This window comes from Aromatoleum toluvorans, from assembly GCF_012910905.1.
Taxonomy (GTDB): Bacteria; Pseudomonadota; Gammaproteobacteria; order Burkholderiales; family Rhodocyclaceae; genus Aromatoleum; species Aromatoleum toluvorans.
This window is the reverse complement of the sequence record NZ_WTVN01000038.1, coordinates 18,099-36,370: the sequence shown is the minus strand read 5'-3', so window position 1 is coordinate 36,370 and position 18,272 is coordinate 18,099. Positions and strand designations below refer to the sequence as shown.

Here is an 18,272-nt window from a genome sequence, read left to right as displayed (position 1 = left end):
CCGCCAGGGACTGGACTGCCGCGGCCTTGTCGCCCGGCATCACCCCCGCCCGCCAGTCCGTGATCCCGGTCTGCGCCGCAATCGCCGCGGCCGTCGCCGGATGGTCGCCCGTGAGCATGACCACCCGCAGGCCGCGCGCCTGAAGACGCGCCACCGCTGCCGCCGAATCCTCGCGCACACGGTCGGCGACACCGATGACTCCGACAAACACGCCGTCGACGGCGACGGCGACCAGCGTCTGACCACCCTCCGCCAGCTGCCCGCACGATGCGGCATCCACTGCAATCTGCCGCTCCTGAAGGAAGGCGGGCGTACCCAGCACCACGTCATGGCCATCCACCCGCCCCGTCAGTCCCTTGCCGGGCACGGCGACGACATTCTCGGCCGCAGGCATGACCTGCCCGGCGGCACGCGCGGCGCCGACGATCGCCGCGGCAATCGGGTGTGCGCTCGTGGCCTCCAGCGCCCCCGCGATGGGCAACAGCTTCTCGCGATGCCAGCCCGGTGCCGGCAGCACCTCGCGCACGGCCGGCGCACCTTCGGTCAGGGTACCGGTCTTGTCGACCGCGAGTACGGAGATCTTCTCGGCCAGTTCCAGCGCTTCCGCGTTCTTCACGAGCATGCCGGCGCGCGCGCCCTGCCCCGTTCCGACCATGATCGCCGTCGGCGTCGCGAGGCCGAGCGCACAGGGGCAGGCGATCACCAACACCGCGACGGCGCTGATCAGCGCCTGCGCGAAATCGCCCGCCAGCCACCACCATCCGACGAAGGTGAGCGCCGCGATCGCCACGACGACCGGCACAAAAACGGCCGCGATGCGATCGGCCAGCCTTTGCACCGGCGCCTTCGACCCCTGCGCCTGCTCGACCATGCGGATGATCCCGGCGAGAAGCGTATGCGCGCCGACCCCGGTCGCGCGGCAACGCAACGCCCCCTGGCCGTTGAGCGTCGCGGCAAACACCGTGTCCCCGGAACGCTTGTCGACCGGCATGCTCTCCCCGGTGAGCATCGCCTCGTTGATCGCGGATTCGCCCGACTCGACCTCGCCGTCCACCGGCACGGCGTCGCCGGGACGCACGACGAAGCGGTCGCCCGGCTGCAGGTTTTCCACCGGCACCGCCACGAACTCGCCGTCGCGTTCGACGTAGGCGAGCTTGGGTTGCAGCTGCAGCAGGGCATCCAGCGCAGCGGTCGTGCGCGCCTTGGCACGCGCTTCCAGAAGCTTGCCGAGCAGGATCAGGGTGATGATCGTCGCCGACGCCTCGAAATACACGTGCAGGTCGTGGCGGCCGAGCAGCGTCACGACGGTACTGTAGATCCACGCCATCGACGTGCCGAGCACGACGAGCACGTCCATGTTGGCACCGCCGCCGCGCAGCGAGGACCATGCGCCGCGGTAGAACCGCGCGCCGATCCAGAACTGCACGGGCGTTGCGAGCACCAGCTGCAACCAGCGCGGAACGAGGTCGTGCCCGGCAGCCGCGTCTGCGCCGAACATCAGGGGCATCTGCGCGAGCAGGGGCAAAGTGAGCAGCACCGCGATCCAGAAGCGGCGCATCTCCGCCTGCCAGGCTTGCGCCTGCCGCAAGCGCTGTTGCTCGCGTGCCGCGATGCCCGTCTCGACACCTTCGAAACCGGCGCGACGGACAGCCTCGCGCACCGTCTCCGGCGCCACCAATCCGGGCTGATAGCGCAGGCTTGCCCGCTCCGTCGCGAAATTCACCGTCGCATCGACACCGGGGAGCCGATTGAGGACCTTTTCCAGCCGTGTCGCGCACGCCGCGCAGGTCATACCGGAAATCGCCAGCTCCAGCGAGGCCTGCGGAACGTCGAAGCCTGCCTTGCGGATCGCGGCGACCACCTGATCCGGATTGCTGCTGGCGTCCGCAAATGTCACGCGCGCCTTTTCCGCGGCCAGATTGACCGAAGCGGTAACACCGGGCAAGCGGTTCAGCACCTTCTCGATCCGCGCTGCGCACGCGGCGCAGGTCATGCCGGCAACCGGCAATTCGAGCGAGGAATGCTTCACCATCGATTCAGGGGCACTCATGCACAACTCCAATCCGTATCTTCACGATCCCGAGGGGCGCTACATCCCGGCGCCATTTGCAGAACGGGATGACTGGTGGCAGTCTAGACCCTGTACCAAAGTACGGAGTCAACCCCCCATGAGCGATCTCACGATCGGAACCCTGGCGAAGTCGGCCGGCGTCGGCGTCGAAACCGTGCGCTATTACCAGCGTCGCGGCCTGCTCCCGCAAGGCGGTACGCACAAGGGCGCCTTCCGCGTCTACGGCACCGACGAGCTCGCGCGCCTGCGTTTCATCCGCCGCGCGCAGACGCTCGGCTTCAACCTCGAAGAGATCGCGGAACTGCTCGCCCTGGACGAAGAGACAGACCGCGAGCGTGCACGCGCGTTCGCGCAGGCGAAGATCGCCGACGTCGAATCCCGCATCCGGCAACTCGAAGAGATGCGCAGCGCGCTGCAAGGCCTCGTGACCTGCTGCGAACACACCGAAGCACCGGCGCCCTGCCCGATCCTGCACGCGCTCGCGGCTGCGCCCGAGGAGGCGCCGCTCACTTCGCCGCCCAAGGCGCATGCGCGGGGCACACGAGCGCGAACATCCTCCTGAGGCGACTCACACCTCGCAGACGACACCCTGCCACAAGGCTCCGCCGAGCGTGGGCGCATGGAACAGCCCGAACACGCCGAAGCCCAGCACGAGCATCCCCGCCACGAGTCGCACGCGCCGGTTGCGGGTAATGTCGCGAAAACGCTTGAACAGCATGCCCGCCAGCATCAGGTTCGGCAGCGTCCCCAGGCCGAAGGCGAGCATCAGCCCCGCGCCGCGCCCGGCCGACCCGGTGACCAGCGCGGTGGTCAGCACGCTATAGACGAGGCCGCAGGGCAGGAAGCCCCACAGCAGCCCGAGCGGCAAGGCGTGCCCGACCGAACGCGCCGGAATGAAACGCGCGGTGAAAGGCTGGACGCGTTTCCACAGCACCAGTCCGGCCCGCTCGACCGGCGCGAGCAGGCCCGTGAATCCGGTCAGGTACAAGCCCAGCGCGACGAGCATGAGGTTCGCCAGCACATACAAGGCCATCTGGACCGGAAGGACGTTCGAGAACAGCATGCCGACGGTCCCGAGGGCGCCCAGCAATCCGCCCAGGATCGTATAGGTCGCCACCCGCCCGAGATTGTAGGCAAGATGCACCGGCCACTGCCGCCCGGCGCGGCCCGGCATGTTCACGGTGAGCGCGCCGACGATCCCGCCGCACATGCTGACGCAGTGCGTGCCTCCCAGAAGGCCGATCAGGAAGGCTGCGATGTAACCGGTTTCAGGCATGGCAAGGGCAAAAGGGCGGGAAATTCACGCGGACGGGCACAAAAAGAAGAACGGGCGCCCGAGGACGCCCGCACTGTACCACCTTCTCCCGCCCCAGGCAGCCCGCGACAACGGGCCACCGGCCGGACTCAGATGACCTTCGAATAGCGCGCGCGCTCGCGGTCGGCACGCAGGTAACGGTCGAAGACCATCGCGATGCCGCGCACCAGCAGGCGGCCCGGGGGCAGCACGCTGATCCACTTGTCGCTGACCTTCAGCAGGCCGGCCTCCTCCATCGCCTTGAGATCCTCGAGTTCGGAGGCGAAGTATTCGTTGAACTTGATCAGGTGCGCGATTTCGATCGAATCGATCGACAGCTCGAAATGGCACATCAGCGCCTGGATGATCGAACGGCGCAGCAGGTCGTCGGCCGTCAGCTCGACGCCGCGCAGGACCGGCAGCTCGTCGCGATCGAGGGCATCGTAGTACTCGTCGAGCGTCTTCACGTTCTGCGAGTACACCGGGCCGATCTTGCCGATCGCCGACACGCCGAAGGCCAGCAGATCGCATTCGGCCTGCGTCGAATAGCCCTGGAAATTGCGGTGCAGGCGCCCCTGGCGCTGGGCGATCGTGAGTTCGTCGTCCGGCTTGGCAAAGTGGTCCATGCCGATATAGACGTAGCCCGCCTCCGTCAGCCGGCGGATCGCCAGCTGCAGGATCTGCAGCTTGGTGTCCGAGGTCGGCATGTCGTTGATCGAGATGCGGCGCTGCGGCTTGAACAGGCCCGGCAGGTGCGCGTAGCTGTACAGCGAGATGCGATCCGGCGACAGCTCCAGCACCTGCTCGAGCGTGCGGTTGAAGCTGATGATGTTCTGGCGCGGCAGGCCGTAGATCAGGTCCATGCTGATGGACTTGAAGCCGGTGGCACGCGCCGAGTCGATCACGAGCTTGGTTTCATCGAAGCTCTGGATGCGATTGACGGCTTCCTGCACGTCTTCGTTGAAGTCCTGCACGCCCACGCTCATGCGGTTGAAGCCGAGGTCGGCGAGCAGCTTCACGGTATCGAAATCGACCTTGCGCGGATCGACCTCGATCGAGTATTCGCCGTTCGGCACGAGCGTGAAGCGCTTGTGCACCGACTCCATGAGCTGGCGCAGCTCGTCATGCGACAGGAAGGTCGGCGTGCCGCCGCCGAGGTGAAGCTGCGTGACCTGGTGGCTACCGCCCAGTGCGGCGGCCTGCATCCCGATTTCCTTGTCGAGATACTTCAGGTACTTCGCCGAGCGTGCATGATCTTTCGTGATGATCTTGTTGCACGCGCAGTAGTAGCAGATCGTGTTACAGAACGGGATGTGGAAGTATAATGAGAGCGGTTTGCTCACACCCCCAACACCGCGTTGCGCCAGCCAGTCCCGCAATGCACGGGCATCGAACGCTTCGACGAAGCGGTCGGCCGTCGGGTAGGACGTGTAGCGCGGCCCGTTGATGTCGAACCGGCGAATCAGCTGCTGGTCGAACACAAGATCATTCTGACTGGTCATGGTTGTATCGCTTGAGTGCATTCCGTACGATCTCAAAAAGCCGCAGTTTTGTGGTTGACGTGGATCAACGGTCCATCCACCGGGCGCCTGACCACTTCTCGGTCGATGTAAGAAGGAACGATATTATCGTGCAAATGAAGGCGACGGTGCCGATTACAGTTGCGAGTCTCAAGGTTGCATGCTCCCAGTGCAATCTGGTCGAACTGTGCCTGCCCTTCGGCATGTCGGAATCGGAGATCGATCGTCTCGACGAGCTTGTCGGCGCGCGCCGCAAGATCAAGCGGCAGCAGCACCTGTACCGTGCAGGCGATCCCTTCGAGGCGATTTACGCGATCCGTGCGGGCTCATTCAAGACCGACGTGCTGCTCGAAGACGGACGCGAACAGGTCACCGGCTTCCAGATGACCGGCGAAATGCTCGGTCTCGACGGCATCAGCACCGAGGCCCATTCCTGTAATGCGATCGCGCTCGAAGACAGCGAAGTCTGCGTGATCGCCTACAGCAAGCTCGAGGAACTGTCGCGCGTGGTCGAAGGCCTGCAGCTCCAGTTCCACAAGGTCATGAGCCGCGAGATCGTGCGCGACCACGGCGTGATGACCCTCCTCGGCTCGATGCGCGCCGAAGAGCGCCTGGCGGCCTTCCTGCTCAACATGTCGCAGCGCTTCACTGCACGCGGCTTCTCCCCCGCGGAATTTCACCTGCGCATGACCCGCGAGGAAATCGGTTCCTATCTCGGCCTCAAGCTCGAAACGGTGTCCCGCGCCTTCTCGAAATTCCAGGACGAGGGGCTGATCGCGGTCCAGCAGAAGCACATCCGCATTCTCGACATCACCGGCCTGAAGCGGCTGATCCAGCACCCGTCGCCATCGCCACGCCCCTGACGGGGGCGTACCCCTCTGTCGCCGTTGCGGCGGCGTGCTACTGGCGCCGCCTCGCCGTCATCGTTCCCGACAGTGCCTCGATGTCCTGCGCGCCGAGCACGCTGCGGGCGACGGGGAGTAGCTCGCCTTCCTCCCGCGCGATGTGGCGCCGGTAAGCCTCCGCGAACTCCTCCACCGCGGCCGGCGTCAGCTCGGCATCTTCGCCGCGCGCGATGCACTCGAGCCGCGCACGCATCTGCGCCCAGCCGGCGAACAGCCGCTGGTGGTCCGCGAGGATCCAGTCGATGAGCGTACCGAGTTCGGCACGCCGGACCTCGTCGACACGCTCGCGCAGGACGGGGAACAGATCGTCCTCCTCGTCCTGATGGTGCTTCACCGCGGCAACATCGAAGTAGCGCATCACGTTGGCCGCGGCCTGTTGCGCCTGCTTGTCCGGACCATGCCCGGGGAGCCAGGCTGCAAGCCGGGCCAGCGTGGCCAGTTGTGCCTGCAGGCGCTCATGGCAGGCTTCGAGCATTTCGAGCGGAGTTTCGAAACCCGGCGACGTCGGGATCAGGGAATCAGCCATCAAAACACTCCGGTAAGGGTCAGGAATCCGGCGGGGTTCTTGCTCAACGCCACCGAGACGATCCACGAGAAAGTGACTACGGCTGCGGCCAGCGCCAGCACGCGGGTCCGCATCGTGCGCCCCCAGCGCAGCGCCGTCGCGCCGAGAAGGATGTACGCGACGAGGCCGATGACCTTCGCCGTGACCCAGGGCACGACGAAGGGATACTGCCCGCTCATTACGGCAAGCGTGATCGCGCTACCCAGGAATACCGTATCGATGACGTGAGGCAGGATACGCGTCACGCGGTGATCGACCAGGGGACTCCGGAGCATCATCCATATGCCCTGCAGCAGGAATCCGCTGCCGCTCAGGACGGCACACGTGATGTGCAGGTGCTTGATCGTCAGGTACATGAATCACCCAGGGCGACCGTCGCTGCGCGGCCGCCAGTAGATCGGCAGGTAGCGCGTGGCCCAGGCGCCGAACACGCCCAGCCAGCCCAGGACGGCGAGCAGCATGACCGAGCCGGACCAGCCCGCGGGAACCACTTCAGCAAGGACCCGGATCACGACTACCAGTTCCAGCCCGAGGAACAGTCCCCAGGTCAGCCGGTCGGCGGCGAGCTTGCGTCCGGAGTGGCCCAGGGTGACACGCGAGACCATCGCCAACAGGACGGATCCGAAGAAACCGACGCCGATCGCATGCAGGGGCGCGAGCCCCAGGACCGCGTAGCCCAGCAGCGATGCTACATCCTGGATGGAGAACAGCGTCAGCGCGATTCCGAGCCAGAGAAAGCCGATGTGCAGCATCCCCAGCAACGGCACCTTCAGCGCCGGCACCAACCTCCACTGCCGCGACAGCCACAACGCGGCAAAGGCGGCGGGCACGTCGACCACCCAGCGCAGCGACTGCAATCCGGCGATGTCCAGCACGGCATGCAGGGCGCTTCCGCCGACGACCAGGACCATGACCCACAGGGGGCGCACCATCACGTAGGCGGGGATCACGCCGCTCGAAAAGAACGGCACCATGCGATGACACACGCTGAAGAACACCGGCAGCAGCGAGCAGAACACTGCGATCTCGATCGCGACGCGCGCCCAGATCGGGTTGCCACTCGCCGCAAAACCAAGCCAGGCGAGGACGGCGGCCATCCCGGCAATCATCGCATAGCACACGAGGCGGGCATGCAGGGCCTCGAGCTCCCCGTGATGCGCGACCTGCCACAGGATGCGCTGCAGCCCGCCCCAGCCTACGAGTACCAACAGCAGCCCCGGGATCGCGATGCCGGGCACGAGCATGCCCGCAACGGTCAATCCCCACCCCGCCGCCAAAAGGCGCCAGGCCCACAGCCAGCGCCCAGAGGCGATCTCGTCGTAACCCTGCCAGCGCGGCATGGCGGTAAGAAGGAAGCCGAACATGAAGAACGGGAACACGCCGGACGTGACCAGCAGCGCGTGCATCCATGCCGGCGGAAGAACCCAGCCGATTGCCGGCATCAGTCCGACGCGTGCCCCTAGCTCCAATGCCCACATCGCAAAGCTCACGAGCAGCATCACCGCGCCCGACAGGAACATTGCCCGGTGCGGCGCGACAAAGAGCATGGGTGAGGCCTGGGCCGGTTGCGCGCGCGGTTGCGTGCGCGCTTGCGCCTTGTCTCCTGAGGCGCCCAACGGCGACAGGCGGCGGGGCGCCGGATCACGGCCCGCGTTTGGTTGCGGGTTAGAATGCATGAGTTTCCCTACGGAGTCCGAGATGTCCAATCGTCCAGTCGATATTCCCGCCACACTGCGACAAGTTTCCTTCTTCAGCGAACTGTCCGCAGAGGAGATCGACCGCGTTGCCCGCTTCACCCGCGAACGTCACCTCGAGAAGGGCGAGATCCTGTTCCAGCGCGGTGATCCCGTGCATGGTTTCTATTATGTGGTCTCGGGCCAGATGAAGCTCGCCGTCTCGTCCGCGCAGGGCAACGAGAAGGTGGTCGAGATCATCAGCCCGATGCACAGCTTCGGCGAGGCGGTGATGTTCCTCAACCGCCCCTACCCGGTTTTCGCCGAGGCCCTTACGTCGACGCAGTTGCTGCACATCGGCCAGGCGGTCGTCTCCGACCTCATCGACCAGGATCCGGGATTCGCCCGCAAACTCCTCGCCGGCATGGCGATCCGCCTGCACGGCATGATCCAGGACGTCGAGACCTACTCGCTGCGCTCGAGCATGCAGCGCGTGATCGGCTACCTCCTGCAGCAGGTCGACAGCGAAAGCGAGGGCACACGCGACATCGCACTGCCGACCAGCAAGCAGGTCATCGCCTCGCGGCTCAATCTCACGCCTGAAACCCTTTCGCGCATCTTTCACGACCTGACCGAGGCGGGGCTCATCACGGTACACGGCAAGCACATCTCCCTGCTCGACCCCGCCCGACTGGCCCGCCACCAGGGCTGACCCCGGAGAGCGGGATTACGGGAGAGATTCTGGGTTTGGAAGCCGCTTGCGACCTTGACTCGCATCAATCGAGGCAAGGCCCGCGCTACCCCGATCCGGCAGCCGGATCGCCGATCAGCGCTCCAGCACGTATCGACCCGGAGCCCGCTCGAGCGCCGGAAATGCCTGCGATGCCGCAGGACGCGCGTCGACGAGCTCACCGCAACGCGGCTTGAGCCAGGCCATCCAGTCATCCCACCAGCTGCCGTCGTGCTCGGCGGCATGCTTGCGCCAATCGGCCGCCTTGTCGGTGCGACGGGCAGGCGCAACCCAGTACTTGCGCTTGGGCGGATTCACCGGAGGATTGACGATCCCGAGAATGTGACCCGAACTCGACAGAACGAAACGCCGAGCCCCGGTGACGAGATTGTTGATCCGGTAAGCCTGCTCCCACGGGGCGATGTGATCGTCCTCGGCGCCAACGGCATACAGCGGCTGCACGATCCGGGAAAGATCGATCGGCTGCCCCGAGACCTTCAGCGCATCCACCTCGATCAGGCGATTCTCAAGGTACAACTCGCGCAGGTACCACGAGTGCATCGCATACGGCATGCGCGTGGCGTCCATGTTCCAGAACAGCACGTCGAACGGCGCCGGCGCCTCGCCGTAGAGCCAGCCGTGCACGACGTAACGCCAGATCAGGCTGTTGGACCGCAGCAGGCGGAAGGCAGACGCCATTTCCTTGCCCTCGAGGAAGCCCTTGCGCGCCATGTTGTCCGAAAGGTAGCGCACGCTCGCGTCGTCGATGAACACTTCAATATCGCCGGGCTTGCGAAAATCCACCAGCGTCGCGAAGAGTGTCCAGTCCGCGACCGGCACCTCCTCCGGCCCGAAGCGGCGGTTCGCCCAGGCCATGTACATCGCCAGCGCCGTGCCGCCGATGCAGTATCCGACGGCATGCACCTTGGCCGTGCCGGTGAACGCACGCGCCGTTTCGACGATGGCGTGTACGCCGTCCTCCAGATAGCTGTCGAACGTCACATCGCGCATCGCTGCATCGGGGTTCTTCCAGCTCGTGATGAACACGTCGAGCCCCTGGTCGAGCAGATGGCGCACCATGCTCTTCTTCGGCGTCAGGTCGAGGATGTAGAACTTGTTGATCCACGGCGTGACGATCACCACCGGCTCCGCATGCACCCGAGGCTGCGTCGGCGCATAGTGAATCACTTCGAGCAGGCGATTGCGGAAGACCACGGCGCCTTCGGTCGTCCCCAGCGTCACGCCGACCTTGAAATCCCCCGGGCTGCTCATGCGGATCTCGCCGGCTTCGAGGTCGGCGAGCACGTTCCGGATTCCGCACCTGATGCTCTCCCCCTTCGACTCGATGGCCCTGCGCATCGCGACGGGGTTCGTCCAGAAGAAATTCGTCGGCGCCACGGCATTGAGCCACTTCCGCCACCAGAACGCGGCCCGGCGACGTTCCTTGCTCGACAGGCCGGGCGTGTCGAAGAGCATGTCCTGCACATGGTGCGTGCAGGCGAGGTACCACTCCTTCGTCAGGTCCCACGTCGGCGAGTCGGTCCAGACGGCATCGGAAAACCGCGCATCGTCCGCATGGGGAACAACCGGATCCTCGCTGGCCACTCCCATCGCCCGACAGGCCGAATGCCACTGCAGACGCAGCAGCTCGCTCGACAATTCCGTCATCCGCTCGGCCAGCTCCTGCGGATGGGAGAGCCACGCCAGCTGCGCATGCACGATGGGTGCCGCCATGCCCAAGGGATCGATGTTGCCCTCGACCCGGTCATGGATCTCGCGCAGCGCTCGCCGGACCGTCCGGGCAGGGTCACCCCCGCCGGCCTTCCTTGCCGACCTTCCTTGATTCATTGCTCGCCACTCCGTGACAACGCTCTCAGGTCAGAGTGTATCCGTGTCCCGCCAGGGGCATTGTGACATTCGGCCACGCGAGCCGCTCACCGACCGCGTCCACCAGCGCGGAGGAAGCTTCCCGCTCGCCGTGGACGACAAACGCGTGCCGGGGCGGCCGCGTGAAATGCGACAGCCACGCCAGCAGCGCCGGCTGGTCGGCATGGGCGGACAAGCCGCCTATCGTGTGAACGGCCGCGCGCACCGGGAATTTCTCGCCGAACAAGGTAATCGTGCGGGCCCCATCCACCAGCCGCCGGCCAAGCGTGCCGGCCGCCTGGAAACCGCAGATCACCACGCTGCACTCGCTGCGGCCGATGTTGTACTGCAGGTGATGCTTGATGCGGCCGGCTTCACACATCCCGCTCGCCGAAATGATGACTAGCCCCGCGCGCTCGTTGTTCAGGGCTTTCGATTCCTCGACATCCTGCACGAACCTCAGCCGCAGGCGCTCCGGATGTGCGCGTATCCAGGCCAGCAGTTCACGCGTCTCCTCATCCCACAGCTCGTCGTAGCGAAGGGTCAGCTCGGTGACTGCCGCTGCCATCGGCGAATCGACGACGATGTGCAGCGAAGCAAGCTTGCCCTGGCGCACGATGTCCGCAAGGACGAACAGCATTTCCTGCGTCCGGCCGACCGCAAACGCCGGGATGATGACGTTCCCCTTCCTGCGCTCCAGCGTGTCCCGCAGCACGGACACCAGCTCCTTCTCCGTTTCGGCCAGGGCACGGTGGGCACGGTTGCCATAGGTCGACTCGACGACGAGAAAATCCGCCTCGGGCAAGGGGGTGGGATCGCGGAGCACCGGACGGGCCGGCTGCCCCAGATCGCCGCTGAAGACGAGCTTGCGCGCGGCGTCACCGGACTCCACATCGATCTCGATCACGGCAGAGCCAAGGATGTGCCCGGCGTCATGGAAACGGCACCGGACTCCGGGGTGCGGACTGAATTCCTCGCCATACGACATCTTGCGCAGGCTGGCCAGGCTCGTCCGGGCCTGGTTGACCGTGTAAAGGGGGCCGGCTTCGTAGCCGCGGCGCAGGTTCCGCTGCCGCTTGCCACGATTGATCCACTCGGCCTCCTTCTCCATGATATGCGCGGAGTCGAGCAACAGCACGCCCAGCAGATCCACGGTTGCGGCCGTTGCGTAGATCTTTCCCCTGTAGCCCAGGGACACCAGGCGCGGCACGAGGCCCGAGTGATCAAGGTGGGCGTGCGTCAGAAGCACGAAGTCGATACCGCGCAGGTCAAAGTCGAGTGCCTGCAGGTTCTTCCGGTCTGCATCCTTCCCACCCTGGAAAAGGCCGCAGTCCACGAGGAAGGTTCCGCCGTCGTAACGCACCCGCGCGCATGAGCCGGTGACCTCTCCGGCCGCGCCGAAAAATGTCAGTTCCATGTCGCCTCCGTCATGGCCGCAGATTGCTCCCGCCCGCAACCGCACGGATTGACGAGGATCAATACCCGGCGCGGGTTACCATCGCTTTCGCACAAGTTCGATCGCTATAATCGATCTGTCCTCGTGAACCCATCGGAGATGCACGATGTTCAAGCACATACTCGTACCGACCGACGGCTCCCCGCTGTCCGAAAGCACCGTGGCCCGTGCAGTGTCCTTTGCCAAGGACGCCGGCGCCCGCATCACGTTCTTCTATGCCCAGCCGGATTTTCCGATGCCGATCTACGGCGAAGGCGCCCTGATCGACCCGACGACACCGGAACAGTTCGGCAAGGCCGCAGCCGACGAAGCCAAGCGGATCCTGGATGCGGCAAGGGTCGCGGCCGACGAAGCCGGGGTCGCCTCCGACGGCGACACGGTCGTCAATGAAGTGCCCTACGAGGCGGTCATCGACGCCGCGCAGCGCCACGGATGCGACCTGATCTTCATGGCATCCCACGGTCGCCGCGGCATTGCCGGCCTGCTCCTGGGCAGCGAGACGCAAAAGGTCCTCACCCACAGCAAGATCCCGGTTCTCGTATACCGCTGAATTACGGGAGAAGCTTCGCAACCAGCGCATCGGGGAAGCAGATGACTGCCTCCCCGATGCGGCAATTCACGCCTGCCGATTGACTTCCGCGGCGCTGCGCCTGAAGAACAGCGTCAACAGGCTGGACGCCGCGCCGACCAGCCAGAATCCGAAGAATCCGATCGAATAGGTGGCGGTGAGCGAGTAATGCACCGGCTCACCGAAGAGGTAGAGCTCCTGCGGGTCGATCACCGTGAAGAATACTGCCTCCGCGAGACCGGCCACGATGAAGGACGGCCACAACACCTGTATCCATTTCAGCATTGCATCTCCCATGACGCGGTGATCAGGAGGCGACGGGCACGATACGGATCACGGCTTCGGCGGGAATGTTGGCCGTCCCGTTCATGCGCCAGGTATGCGATTCGTCCTCGAGCTGCAGCAGCCATCGCCCTGCCGTCAGGGGTGCGAGCGGCGCCACGAAGACCCCGTCACGACGCTTCAGGATCACCACCTGATCCATGCCCGAGCGCGTCGGATGGGAAATCGTGAGCACCACCGTGGGCGGAAGGGTGACGGCGGACCCGGCAGCCAGATCCAGGGTGACCTCTTCCGCGCGCAGGCGGACGTCCGCGACAAGGCCCATCTCGGCAGCCTTCTGCGAGCGTGCGATCGTCTTCTCGATCGTCTTGCCCTCCTGATAGTAATCGTCCACCACGAGTCCGTCCCACGTACTCACGGCAAGCCAGAGGGTCGTTATCCCGGTGATCACGGCAACTGCCGGGATCGAGATCAGAAACCAGGGCCACCCCTGCCGATACCAGGGTTCGATGGATTTCTGCATGGTTGCACTGCGCATGCCTCTGCTCCTGATTAGCGCGGAAGTAGGAAAGTCGTGTGCTCACGCACGGTGACGCCGGGATCACCGGGCACGCCGACGTCGAAATAGATCTCATGGCTCCCCGGGGTCGCAGCCTCGGGCGGGACCTGGACCTGTACCGTCAGCGACTCCGTCGTCGCCGGCTTGATCTCGAACTGCTGCGGCCCGTCGAGCCGGATCCCGTCCAGCCCCGATACACGCACGACAACCGGACGAGAGACCTCCTGCATGTTCATGATGCGGAGCTGGTAAACGTTCTCGATCAGACCACCTGAAACCTCCCGCGCCAGCGTGGCGCGATCGCGAATCACGTCCACGCGCAGATCGGATCGCGTCGCCAGGCTCCAGATCGTCCCCATCATGATCAGGACGAGGATGCCTCCGTAGATCAGCGTGCGCGGGCGCAGCACGTGCATCACGATTTCCTTCCGGCCCCAGCGCTGGCGTACCGCATTGTCGGTCGAGTAACGGATCAGGCCGCGTGGGTACCCCATCTTGTCCATCACCTCATCGCAACCGTCGATGCAGGCGCCACAGCCGATGCACTCGTACTGCAGCCCCTGACGGATATCGATGCCCGTCGGGCAGACCTGTACGCAGATGTTGCAATCGATACAGCTCCCCAGCCCGATGCTGCGGGGTTCGACCCCCTTGCGGCGCGATCCCCGCGGCTCACCCCGCTCCTCGTCGTACGTGACGACGAGCGTGTCCGGATCGAACATGACGCTCTGGAAGCGTGCATACGGGCACATGTACTTGCACACCTGTTCGCGCAGCACCCCCGCGAACAGATAGGTGAACCCGGCGTAGAACAGGATCCAGAAGATCTCCCATGGCCCGAAGCCGAAAGTACGGGCGGACTGGAGGAGCTCGTCGACCGGCGTGAAGTACGCAACGAGCGTGAAGCCGGTCCACAGCGAGAACAGCGTCCACACGGAATACTTGGCCGCCCGCAGGCCGAATTTCCGGGCGTCCATCGGAGCCGCTTCGAGCTTGCGCCGCTTGGTGTGGTCGCCCTCGATCTTCTCCTCGATCCACATGAAGATTTCCGTGTAGACCGTCTGGGGACAGGCGTATCCGCACCACAAGCGACCGGCGATCGCGGTGAAGAAGAACAGCGCATACGCCGAAATGATCAGCAGGATGGCGAGATAGAACACATCCTGCGGCCAGAACACCCAGCCGAAAATGTAGAACTTGCGTTCGGTGAGGTGAAACAGGAAGGCCTGGCGATCGTTCCACGTCAGCCACGGCAGGCCGTAATAGAGAATCTGCGTCAGCCAGACAAGGGCCCAGCGCCAGTTTGCGAAAACACCCTTGATTGACCGGACGTGAAGCTTTTGCCTCGCGACATACAGGTCATTCGACTCTTCCTGTAGCTGCGATTTCGGGACCACCCGTATCCGAGCCGGATCGCTCATTATCGCTATATCCGTATTTTCTGATTTACTTGTTGCAAATTTCCCCGGGGAAGCCCCCGGGGACAATGCAGCAAAACAACTCAGCTGTTGGAGTTACTTGGCGGCCGGTTTGTTCGACAGCCCGTAGACGTACGACGCCAGCAGATGGATCTTCGCCTCGCCGAGGAACTCGCCAAAGCCGGGCATGCGGTTGGTACGTCCCTTGTCCACCGTTTCCATGATCGTGGCTTCCGAGGAACCGTACAGCCAGTCACCGTCCGTCAGGTTCGGCGCCCCCATTGCCTGGGTGCCCTTGGCCTCGGGCCCGTGGCAGGCGACACAGTTCTGCTGGAAGACTTCCGCGCCACGCTGCGCACGCAGCGAATCATGGGCGAGTCCGGACAGGGAGCGCACGTAATTCGCCACGTCCTTGACCCCTTCCGCACCGAGCGAAGGCCCGAACGGCGGCATCATGCCCATGCGGCCACCGGTGATCGTCGTCTTGATCGTGTCCGCTTCGCCGCCCCAGTTCCACGCGGTATCCGTGAGGTTCGGGAAGCCCTTGGCCCCGCGGGCATCCGCGCCGTGGCACTGCGCACAGTAGGTCACGAACAGGCGCTTGCCGGCCCCCCGTGCCTCCTCGTCGGCGGCAACGGCCGCCACGTCCATGCCCTGGTACTTCGCGAAGATGGGCGCGTAGCGTTCATTCGCGGCGCGCATCTCGGTTTCGTACTGCCCGACGGAACTCCATCCGAGCGCCCCCTTGGTATTGCCGAAGCCGGGGTACATAACCAGGTACACCACCGCAAAGATCACCGTACCCAGGAACAGGAACAACCACCAGCGCGGCAACGGGTTGTTGTACTCGGCGAGGGTTTCATCCCAAACGTGGCCATGCAGTTCGACCGGGCCCTTTTCACGCTTGTTGTTCGACACCAGAACGAACAGGCAGAACAGCAGGCTCAGGCCCACCAGGCCCATCACGTACGCGTTCCAGAAGCCGTTAATAAAGTCAGCCATTTTTATCCTTCCTTGCTGTGCCGGCCGCCCGCGAGCGCCGGCGCATCGTCATCGGTGAAGGGGAGCCGCGCCGCCTCGTCGAACCCTGCGCGCGCACTCCTGCTGTATGCCCACACGCAGATGCCGACGAAACAGGCGAGGCAGAGCACGGTGATCAGGGAGCGGAGATCATTGATATCCACGGCGCTTCTCCTTTTTCTTTATTTGAAGTTCGACAGCGCCGTGCCCAGCCCCTGGAGGTAGGCGACGACTGCGTCCAATTCCGACTTGCCTTCCAGCGCCGCCCGCGCACCGGCGATCTCCTCGTCGGTGTAGGGATGGCCCAGCGTGCGCAGCGCGCGCATCTTGGCCTCGATGTCGTCAGACTTCAGCGGGCGCTGCAGCCACGGGAAGGCCGGCATGTTCGATTCCGGCACCACGTCGCGCGGATTCATCAGGTGCACGCGCTGCCACTCGTCCGAGTAACGGCCGCCGACGCGCGCCAGGTCCGGGCCGGTACGCTTCGAGCCCCACTGGAACGGGCGGTCGTAGATGTACTCGCCCGCGACCGAGTAATGGCCGTAGCGCTCGGTTTCGGCACGGAAGGGGCGGATCATCTGCGAGTGGCAGTTGTAGCAGCCTTCGCGCACGTAGATGTCGCGACCGGCGAGTCGCAGCGGTTCATAGGGCTTGACGTTGAGCGGCTTGCCCGTCCGGTCGATCGCGGTGGTCGTGGTCTTCTGGAAGAACAGCGGGACGATCTCGACGAGACCGCCGACGCTGACCGTCAGAAGGGACAGCACGATCAGCCAGCCGACGCTGCGCTCGATGAATTCGTGTTTCGATTGAGCCATTTCCAGTCTCTCCGATTAAGCGTGGGCGGCGGCGGGGGCGACCACGGGCGCCTCATACGCCTTCTCGCCGGCCATCGTACGGACCATGTTGTAGAACATGATGAGCATGCCGGTCAGGAACATCACCCCGCCCAGCAGGCGGATCGTCCAGAACGGATAGCTCGCCTTCACGCTCTCGACGAAGGAGTACGTCAGCGTGCCGTCCGGGTTGGTGGCGCGCCACATCAGGCCCTGCATCACCCCTGCAATCCACATGGAGGCGATGTACAGCACGATGCCGATCGTCGCGATCCAGAAGTGGGCGTTGATCAGGCCGACCGAGTACATCTGGGTCTTGCCGTACATGCGCGGGATCAGGTAGTACATCGAGCCGATCGAGATCATCGCCACCCAGCCGAGTGCGCCCGAATGCACGTGGCCGATGGTCCAGTCCGTGTAGTGCGACAGCGCATTGACGGTCTTGATCGACATCATCGGACCTTCGAAGGTCGACATGCCGTAGAAGGACAGCGCGGTGATCAGGAACTTCAGGATCGGGTCGGTGCGGAGCTTGTGCCAGGCGCCCGACAGCGTCATCACGCCGTTGATCATGCCGCCCCAGGACGGTGCCAGCAGGATCAGCGAGAAGATCATCCCTACCGACTGCGTCCAGTCCGGCAGCGCCGTGTAGTGAAGGTGGTGCGGACCCGCCCACATGTAGGTGAAGATCAGCGCCCAGAAGTGCACCACCGACAGGCGATACGAATACACCGGGCGCTCGGCCTGCTTCGGCACGAAGTAGTACATCATCCCGAGGAAGCCGGCCGTGAGGAAGAAGCCCACCGCGTTGTGGCCGTACCACCACTGGACCATCGCATCCTGGACACCGGCGTAGGCGGAGTAGGACTTGGTCAGGGTCACCGGAAGCGCGGCGCTATTGACGATGTGGAGCAGCGCGACGGTGAGGATGAAGCCACCGAAGAACCAGTTCGCGACGTAGATGTGGCTGGTCTTGCGTTTCGCGATCGTGCCGAAGAACACGACGGCGTAGGACACCCACACGGCGGCGATCAGGATGTCGATCGGCCACTCCAGCTCGGCGTACTCCTTGCCGGTGGTGAGGCCCAGTGGCAAGGTGATGACCGCCAGCACGATCACTGCCTGCCACCCCCAGAAGGTGAAGCTTGCGAGCCACGGTGCGAACAGTGGCGTATGACAGGTGCGCTGCACGCAAAAATACGATGTCGCGAACAACGCACAGCCGCCGAACGCAAAAATCACGCCGTTCGTGTGCAACGGACGCAGCCTGCCGAAGTGCAGCCACTCGTTCAGGTTCAGCTGGGGCCAGACCAGCTGTGCCGCGACGATCACCCCCACCAGCATGCCCACCACTCCCCATACCACCGTCATGATGGAGAACTGGCGGACGACGTTGTAGTTATAAGTCGCCTGCGATTGCATGAAACTTCCCCTTGAGATGAAGAAAACTTCCGCACCAGTCCGGGAGAGCGCGTGCAACACCTCGCCACAGACTTGTGACAACGGCCGACA

Annotated in this window: 19 protein-coding genes; 4 read left to right on the top strand and 15 right to left on the bottom strand. The window is 64.6% G+C overall.

Translation table 11 applies throughout. The features are described 5' to 3' along the window. Positions 1-2,032, bottom strand: a 2,032-nt coding sequence (locus GPA22_RS19110) for a heavy metal translocating P-type ATPase (RefSeq protein ID WP_425483969.1), incomplete at its 3' end; no start/stop codon positions are given. Between the two features lie 136 nt (positions 2,033-2,168). Here GPA22_RS19110 and GPA22_RS19105 point away from each other — a divergent pair. After that, on the top strand, positions 2,169-2,633 hold the full coding sequence (locus GPA22_RS19105; protein ID WP_169257650.1) for a MerR family transcriptional regulator: 465 nt from the start codon (positions 2,169-2,171) through the stop codon (positions 2,631-2,633). A 6-nt stretch (positions 2,634-2,639) separates the two neighbouring features. Here GPA22_RS19105 and GPA22_RS19100 read toward each other — a convergent pair whose 3' ends face one another. Both GPA22_RS19100 and hemN read right to left on the bottom strand, forming a co-directional pair. Next, positions 2,640-3,347: a sulfite exporter TauE/SafE family protein gene (locus tag GPA22_RS19100; protein WP_169257649.1), complete on the bottom strand. Its 708-nt coding sequence runs from the start codon at positions 3,345-3,347 to the stop codon at positions 2,640-2,642. 128 nt (positions 3,348-3,475) lie between these two features. Continuing rightward, positions 3,476-4,867 (bottom strand): oxygen-independent coproporphyrinogen III oxidase, encoded by a 1,392-nt coding sequence (gene hemN / locus GPA22_RS19095; protein WP_169257648.1) that lies wholly within the window; start codon positions 4,865-4,867, stop codon positions 3,476-3,478. A 134-nt stretch (positions 4,868-5,001) separates the two neighbouring features. Between hemN and fnr the strand changes: the two genes are divergently transcribed. Further along, entirely contained in the window at positions 5,002-5,748 is a 747-nt protein-coding gene (gene fnr / locus GPA22_RS19090) for a fumarate/nitrate reduction transcriptional regulator Fnr (RefSeq protein ID WP_169257656.1), read from the top strand. A gap of 37 nt (positions 5,749-5,785) precedes the next feature. Here the strand turns inward: fnr and GPA22_RS19085 are convergent, their stop codons facing one another. The 3 genes from GPA22_RS19085 to GPA22_RS19075 are packed head-to-tail and all read right to left on the bottom strand — an operon-like array spanning position 5,786 to position 7,902. After that, the gene (locus GPA22_RS19085) at positions 5,786-6,316 is read right to left on the bottom strand and encodes a hemerythrin domain-containing protein (RefSeq protein ID WP_211169223.1); all 531 of its coding nucleotides are present in this window, start codon (positions 6,314-6,316) and stop codon (positions 5,786-5,788) included. Then, complete coding sequence (locus GPA22_RS19080; RefSeq protein ID WP_169257647.1) at positions 6,316-6,711, bottom strand: SirB2 family protein; 396 nt, start codon at positions 6,709-6,711, stop codon at positions 6,316-6,318. The genes GPA22_RS19085 and GPA22_RS19080 overlap by 1 nt, the downstream gene beginning before the upstream one ends. Positions 6,712-6,714: 3 nt before the next feature. Next, a complete protein-coding gene (locus GPA22_RS19075) occupies positions 6,715-7,902 on the bottom strand; it encodes an NnrS family protein (protein ID WP_169257646.1) in 1,188 nt (395 codons plus the stop codon). Between the two features lie 151 nt (positions 7,903-8,053). Between GPA22_RS19075 and GPA22_RS19070 the strand changes: the two genes are divergently transcribed. Then, positions 8,054-8,740, top strand: coding sequence for a Crp/Fnr family transcriptional regulator (locus tag GPA22_RS19070; protein WP_169257645.1), 687 nt, complete (start codon positions 8,054-8,056; stop codon positions 8,738-8,740). Positions 8,741-8,854: 114 nt separating this feature from the next. On the opposite strand, the gene GPA22_RS19065 is transcribed toward GPA22_RS19070, so the two are convergent. Both GPA22_RS19065 and GPA22_RS19060 read right to left on the bottom strand, forming a co-directional pair. After that, the gene (locus tag GPA22_RS19065) at positions 8,855-10,492 is read right to left on the bottom strand and encodes a PHA/PHB synthase family protein (RefSeq protein ID WP_246264525.1); all 1,638 of its coding nucleotides are present in this window, start codon (positions 10,490-10,492) and stop codon (positions 8,855-8,857) included. Between the two features lie 139 nt (positions 10,493-10,631). Beyond that, on the bottom strand, positions 10,632-12,041 hold the full coding sequence (locus GPA22_RS19060) for an MBL fold metallo-hydrolase RNA specificity domain-containing protein (RefSeq protein WP_169257643.1): 1,410 nt from the start codon (positions 12,039-12,041) through the stop codon (positions 10,632-10,634). Between the two features lie 145 nt (positions 12,042-12,186). On the opposite strand from GPA22_RS19060, the gene GPA22_RS19055 reads away from it, so the two are divergent. Further along, a complete protein-coding gene (locus GPA22_RS19055) occupies positions 12,187-12,630 on the top strand; it encodes a universal stress protein (protein ID WP_169257642.1) in 444 nt (147 codons plus the stop codon). Between the two features lie 66 nt (positions 12,631-12,696). Here GPA22_RS19055 and GPA22_RS19050 read toward each other — a convergent pair whose 3' ends face one another. The 7 genes from GPA22_RS19050 to ccoN all read right to left on the bottom strand — a co-directional run bounded on the left by GPA22_RS19050 (position 12,697) and on the right by ccoN (position 18,182). After that, complete coding sequence (locus GPA22_RS19050; RefSeq protein WP_169257641.1) at positions 12,697-12,933, bottom strand: hypothetical protein; 237 nt, start codon at positions 12,931-12,933, stop codon at positions 12,697-12,699. A 22-nt stretch (positions 12,934-12,955) separates the two neighbouring features. After that, positions 12,956-13,468: a FixH family protein gene (locus GPA22_RS19045; RefSeq protein ID WP_169257640.1), complete on the bottom strand. Its 513-nt coding sequence runs from the start codon at positions 13,466-13,468 to the stop codon at positions 12,956-12,958. A 14-nt stretch (positions 13,469-13,482) separates the two neighbouring features. Then, positions 13,483-14,910, bottom strand: coding sequence for a cytochrome c oxidase accessory protein CcoG (gene ccoG / locus GPA22_RS19040; RefSeq protein WP_169257639.1), 1,428 nt, complete (start codon positions 14,908-14,910; stop codon positions 13,483-13,485). Positions 14,911-15,003: 93 nt separating this feature from the next. Next, positions 15,004-15,909, bottom strand: a complete 906-nt coding sequence (gene ccoP / locus GPA22_RS19035) for a cytochrome-c oxidase, cbb3-type subunit III (protein WP_169257638.1) — start codon at positions 15,907-15,909, stop codon at positions 15,004-15,006. A gap of 2 nt (positions 15,910-15,911) precedes the next feature. Further along, on the bottom strand, positions 15,912-16,091 hold the full coding sequence (locus tag GPA22_RS19030; protein ID WP_169257637.1) for a CcoQ/FixQ family Cbb3-type cytochrome c oxidase assembly chaperone: 180 nt from the start codon (positions 16,089-16,091) through the stop codon (positions 15,912-15,914). 18 nt (positions 16,092-16,109) lie between these two features. Next, complete coding sequence (gene ccoO / locus GPA22_RS19025; protein ID WP_169257636.1) at positions 16,110-16,742, bottom strand: cytochrome-c oxidase, cbb3-type subunit II; 633 nt, start codon at positions 16,740-16,742, stop codon at positions 16,110-16,112. A 15-nt stretch (positions 16,743-16,757) separates the two neighbouring features. Continuing rightward, positions 16,758-18,182: a cytochrome-c oxidase, cbb3-type subunit I gene (gene ccoN, locus GPA22_RS19020; RefSeq protein ID WP_169257635.1), complete on the bottom strand. Its 1,425-nt coding sequence runs from the start codon at positions 18,180-18,182 to the stop codon at positions 16,758-16,760. Between the last annotated feature and the right edge of the window lie 90 nt (positions 18,183-18,272).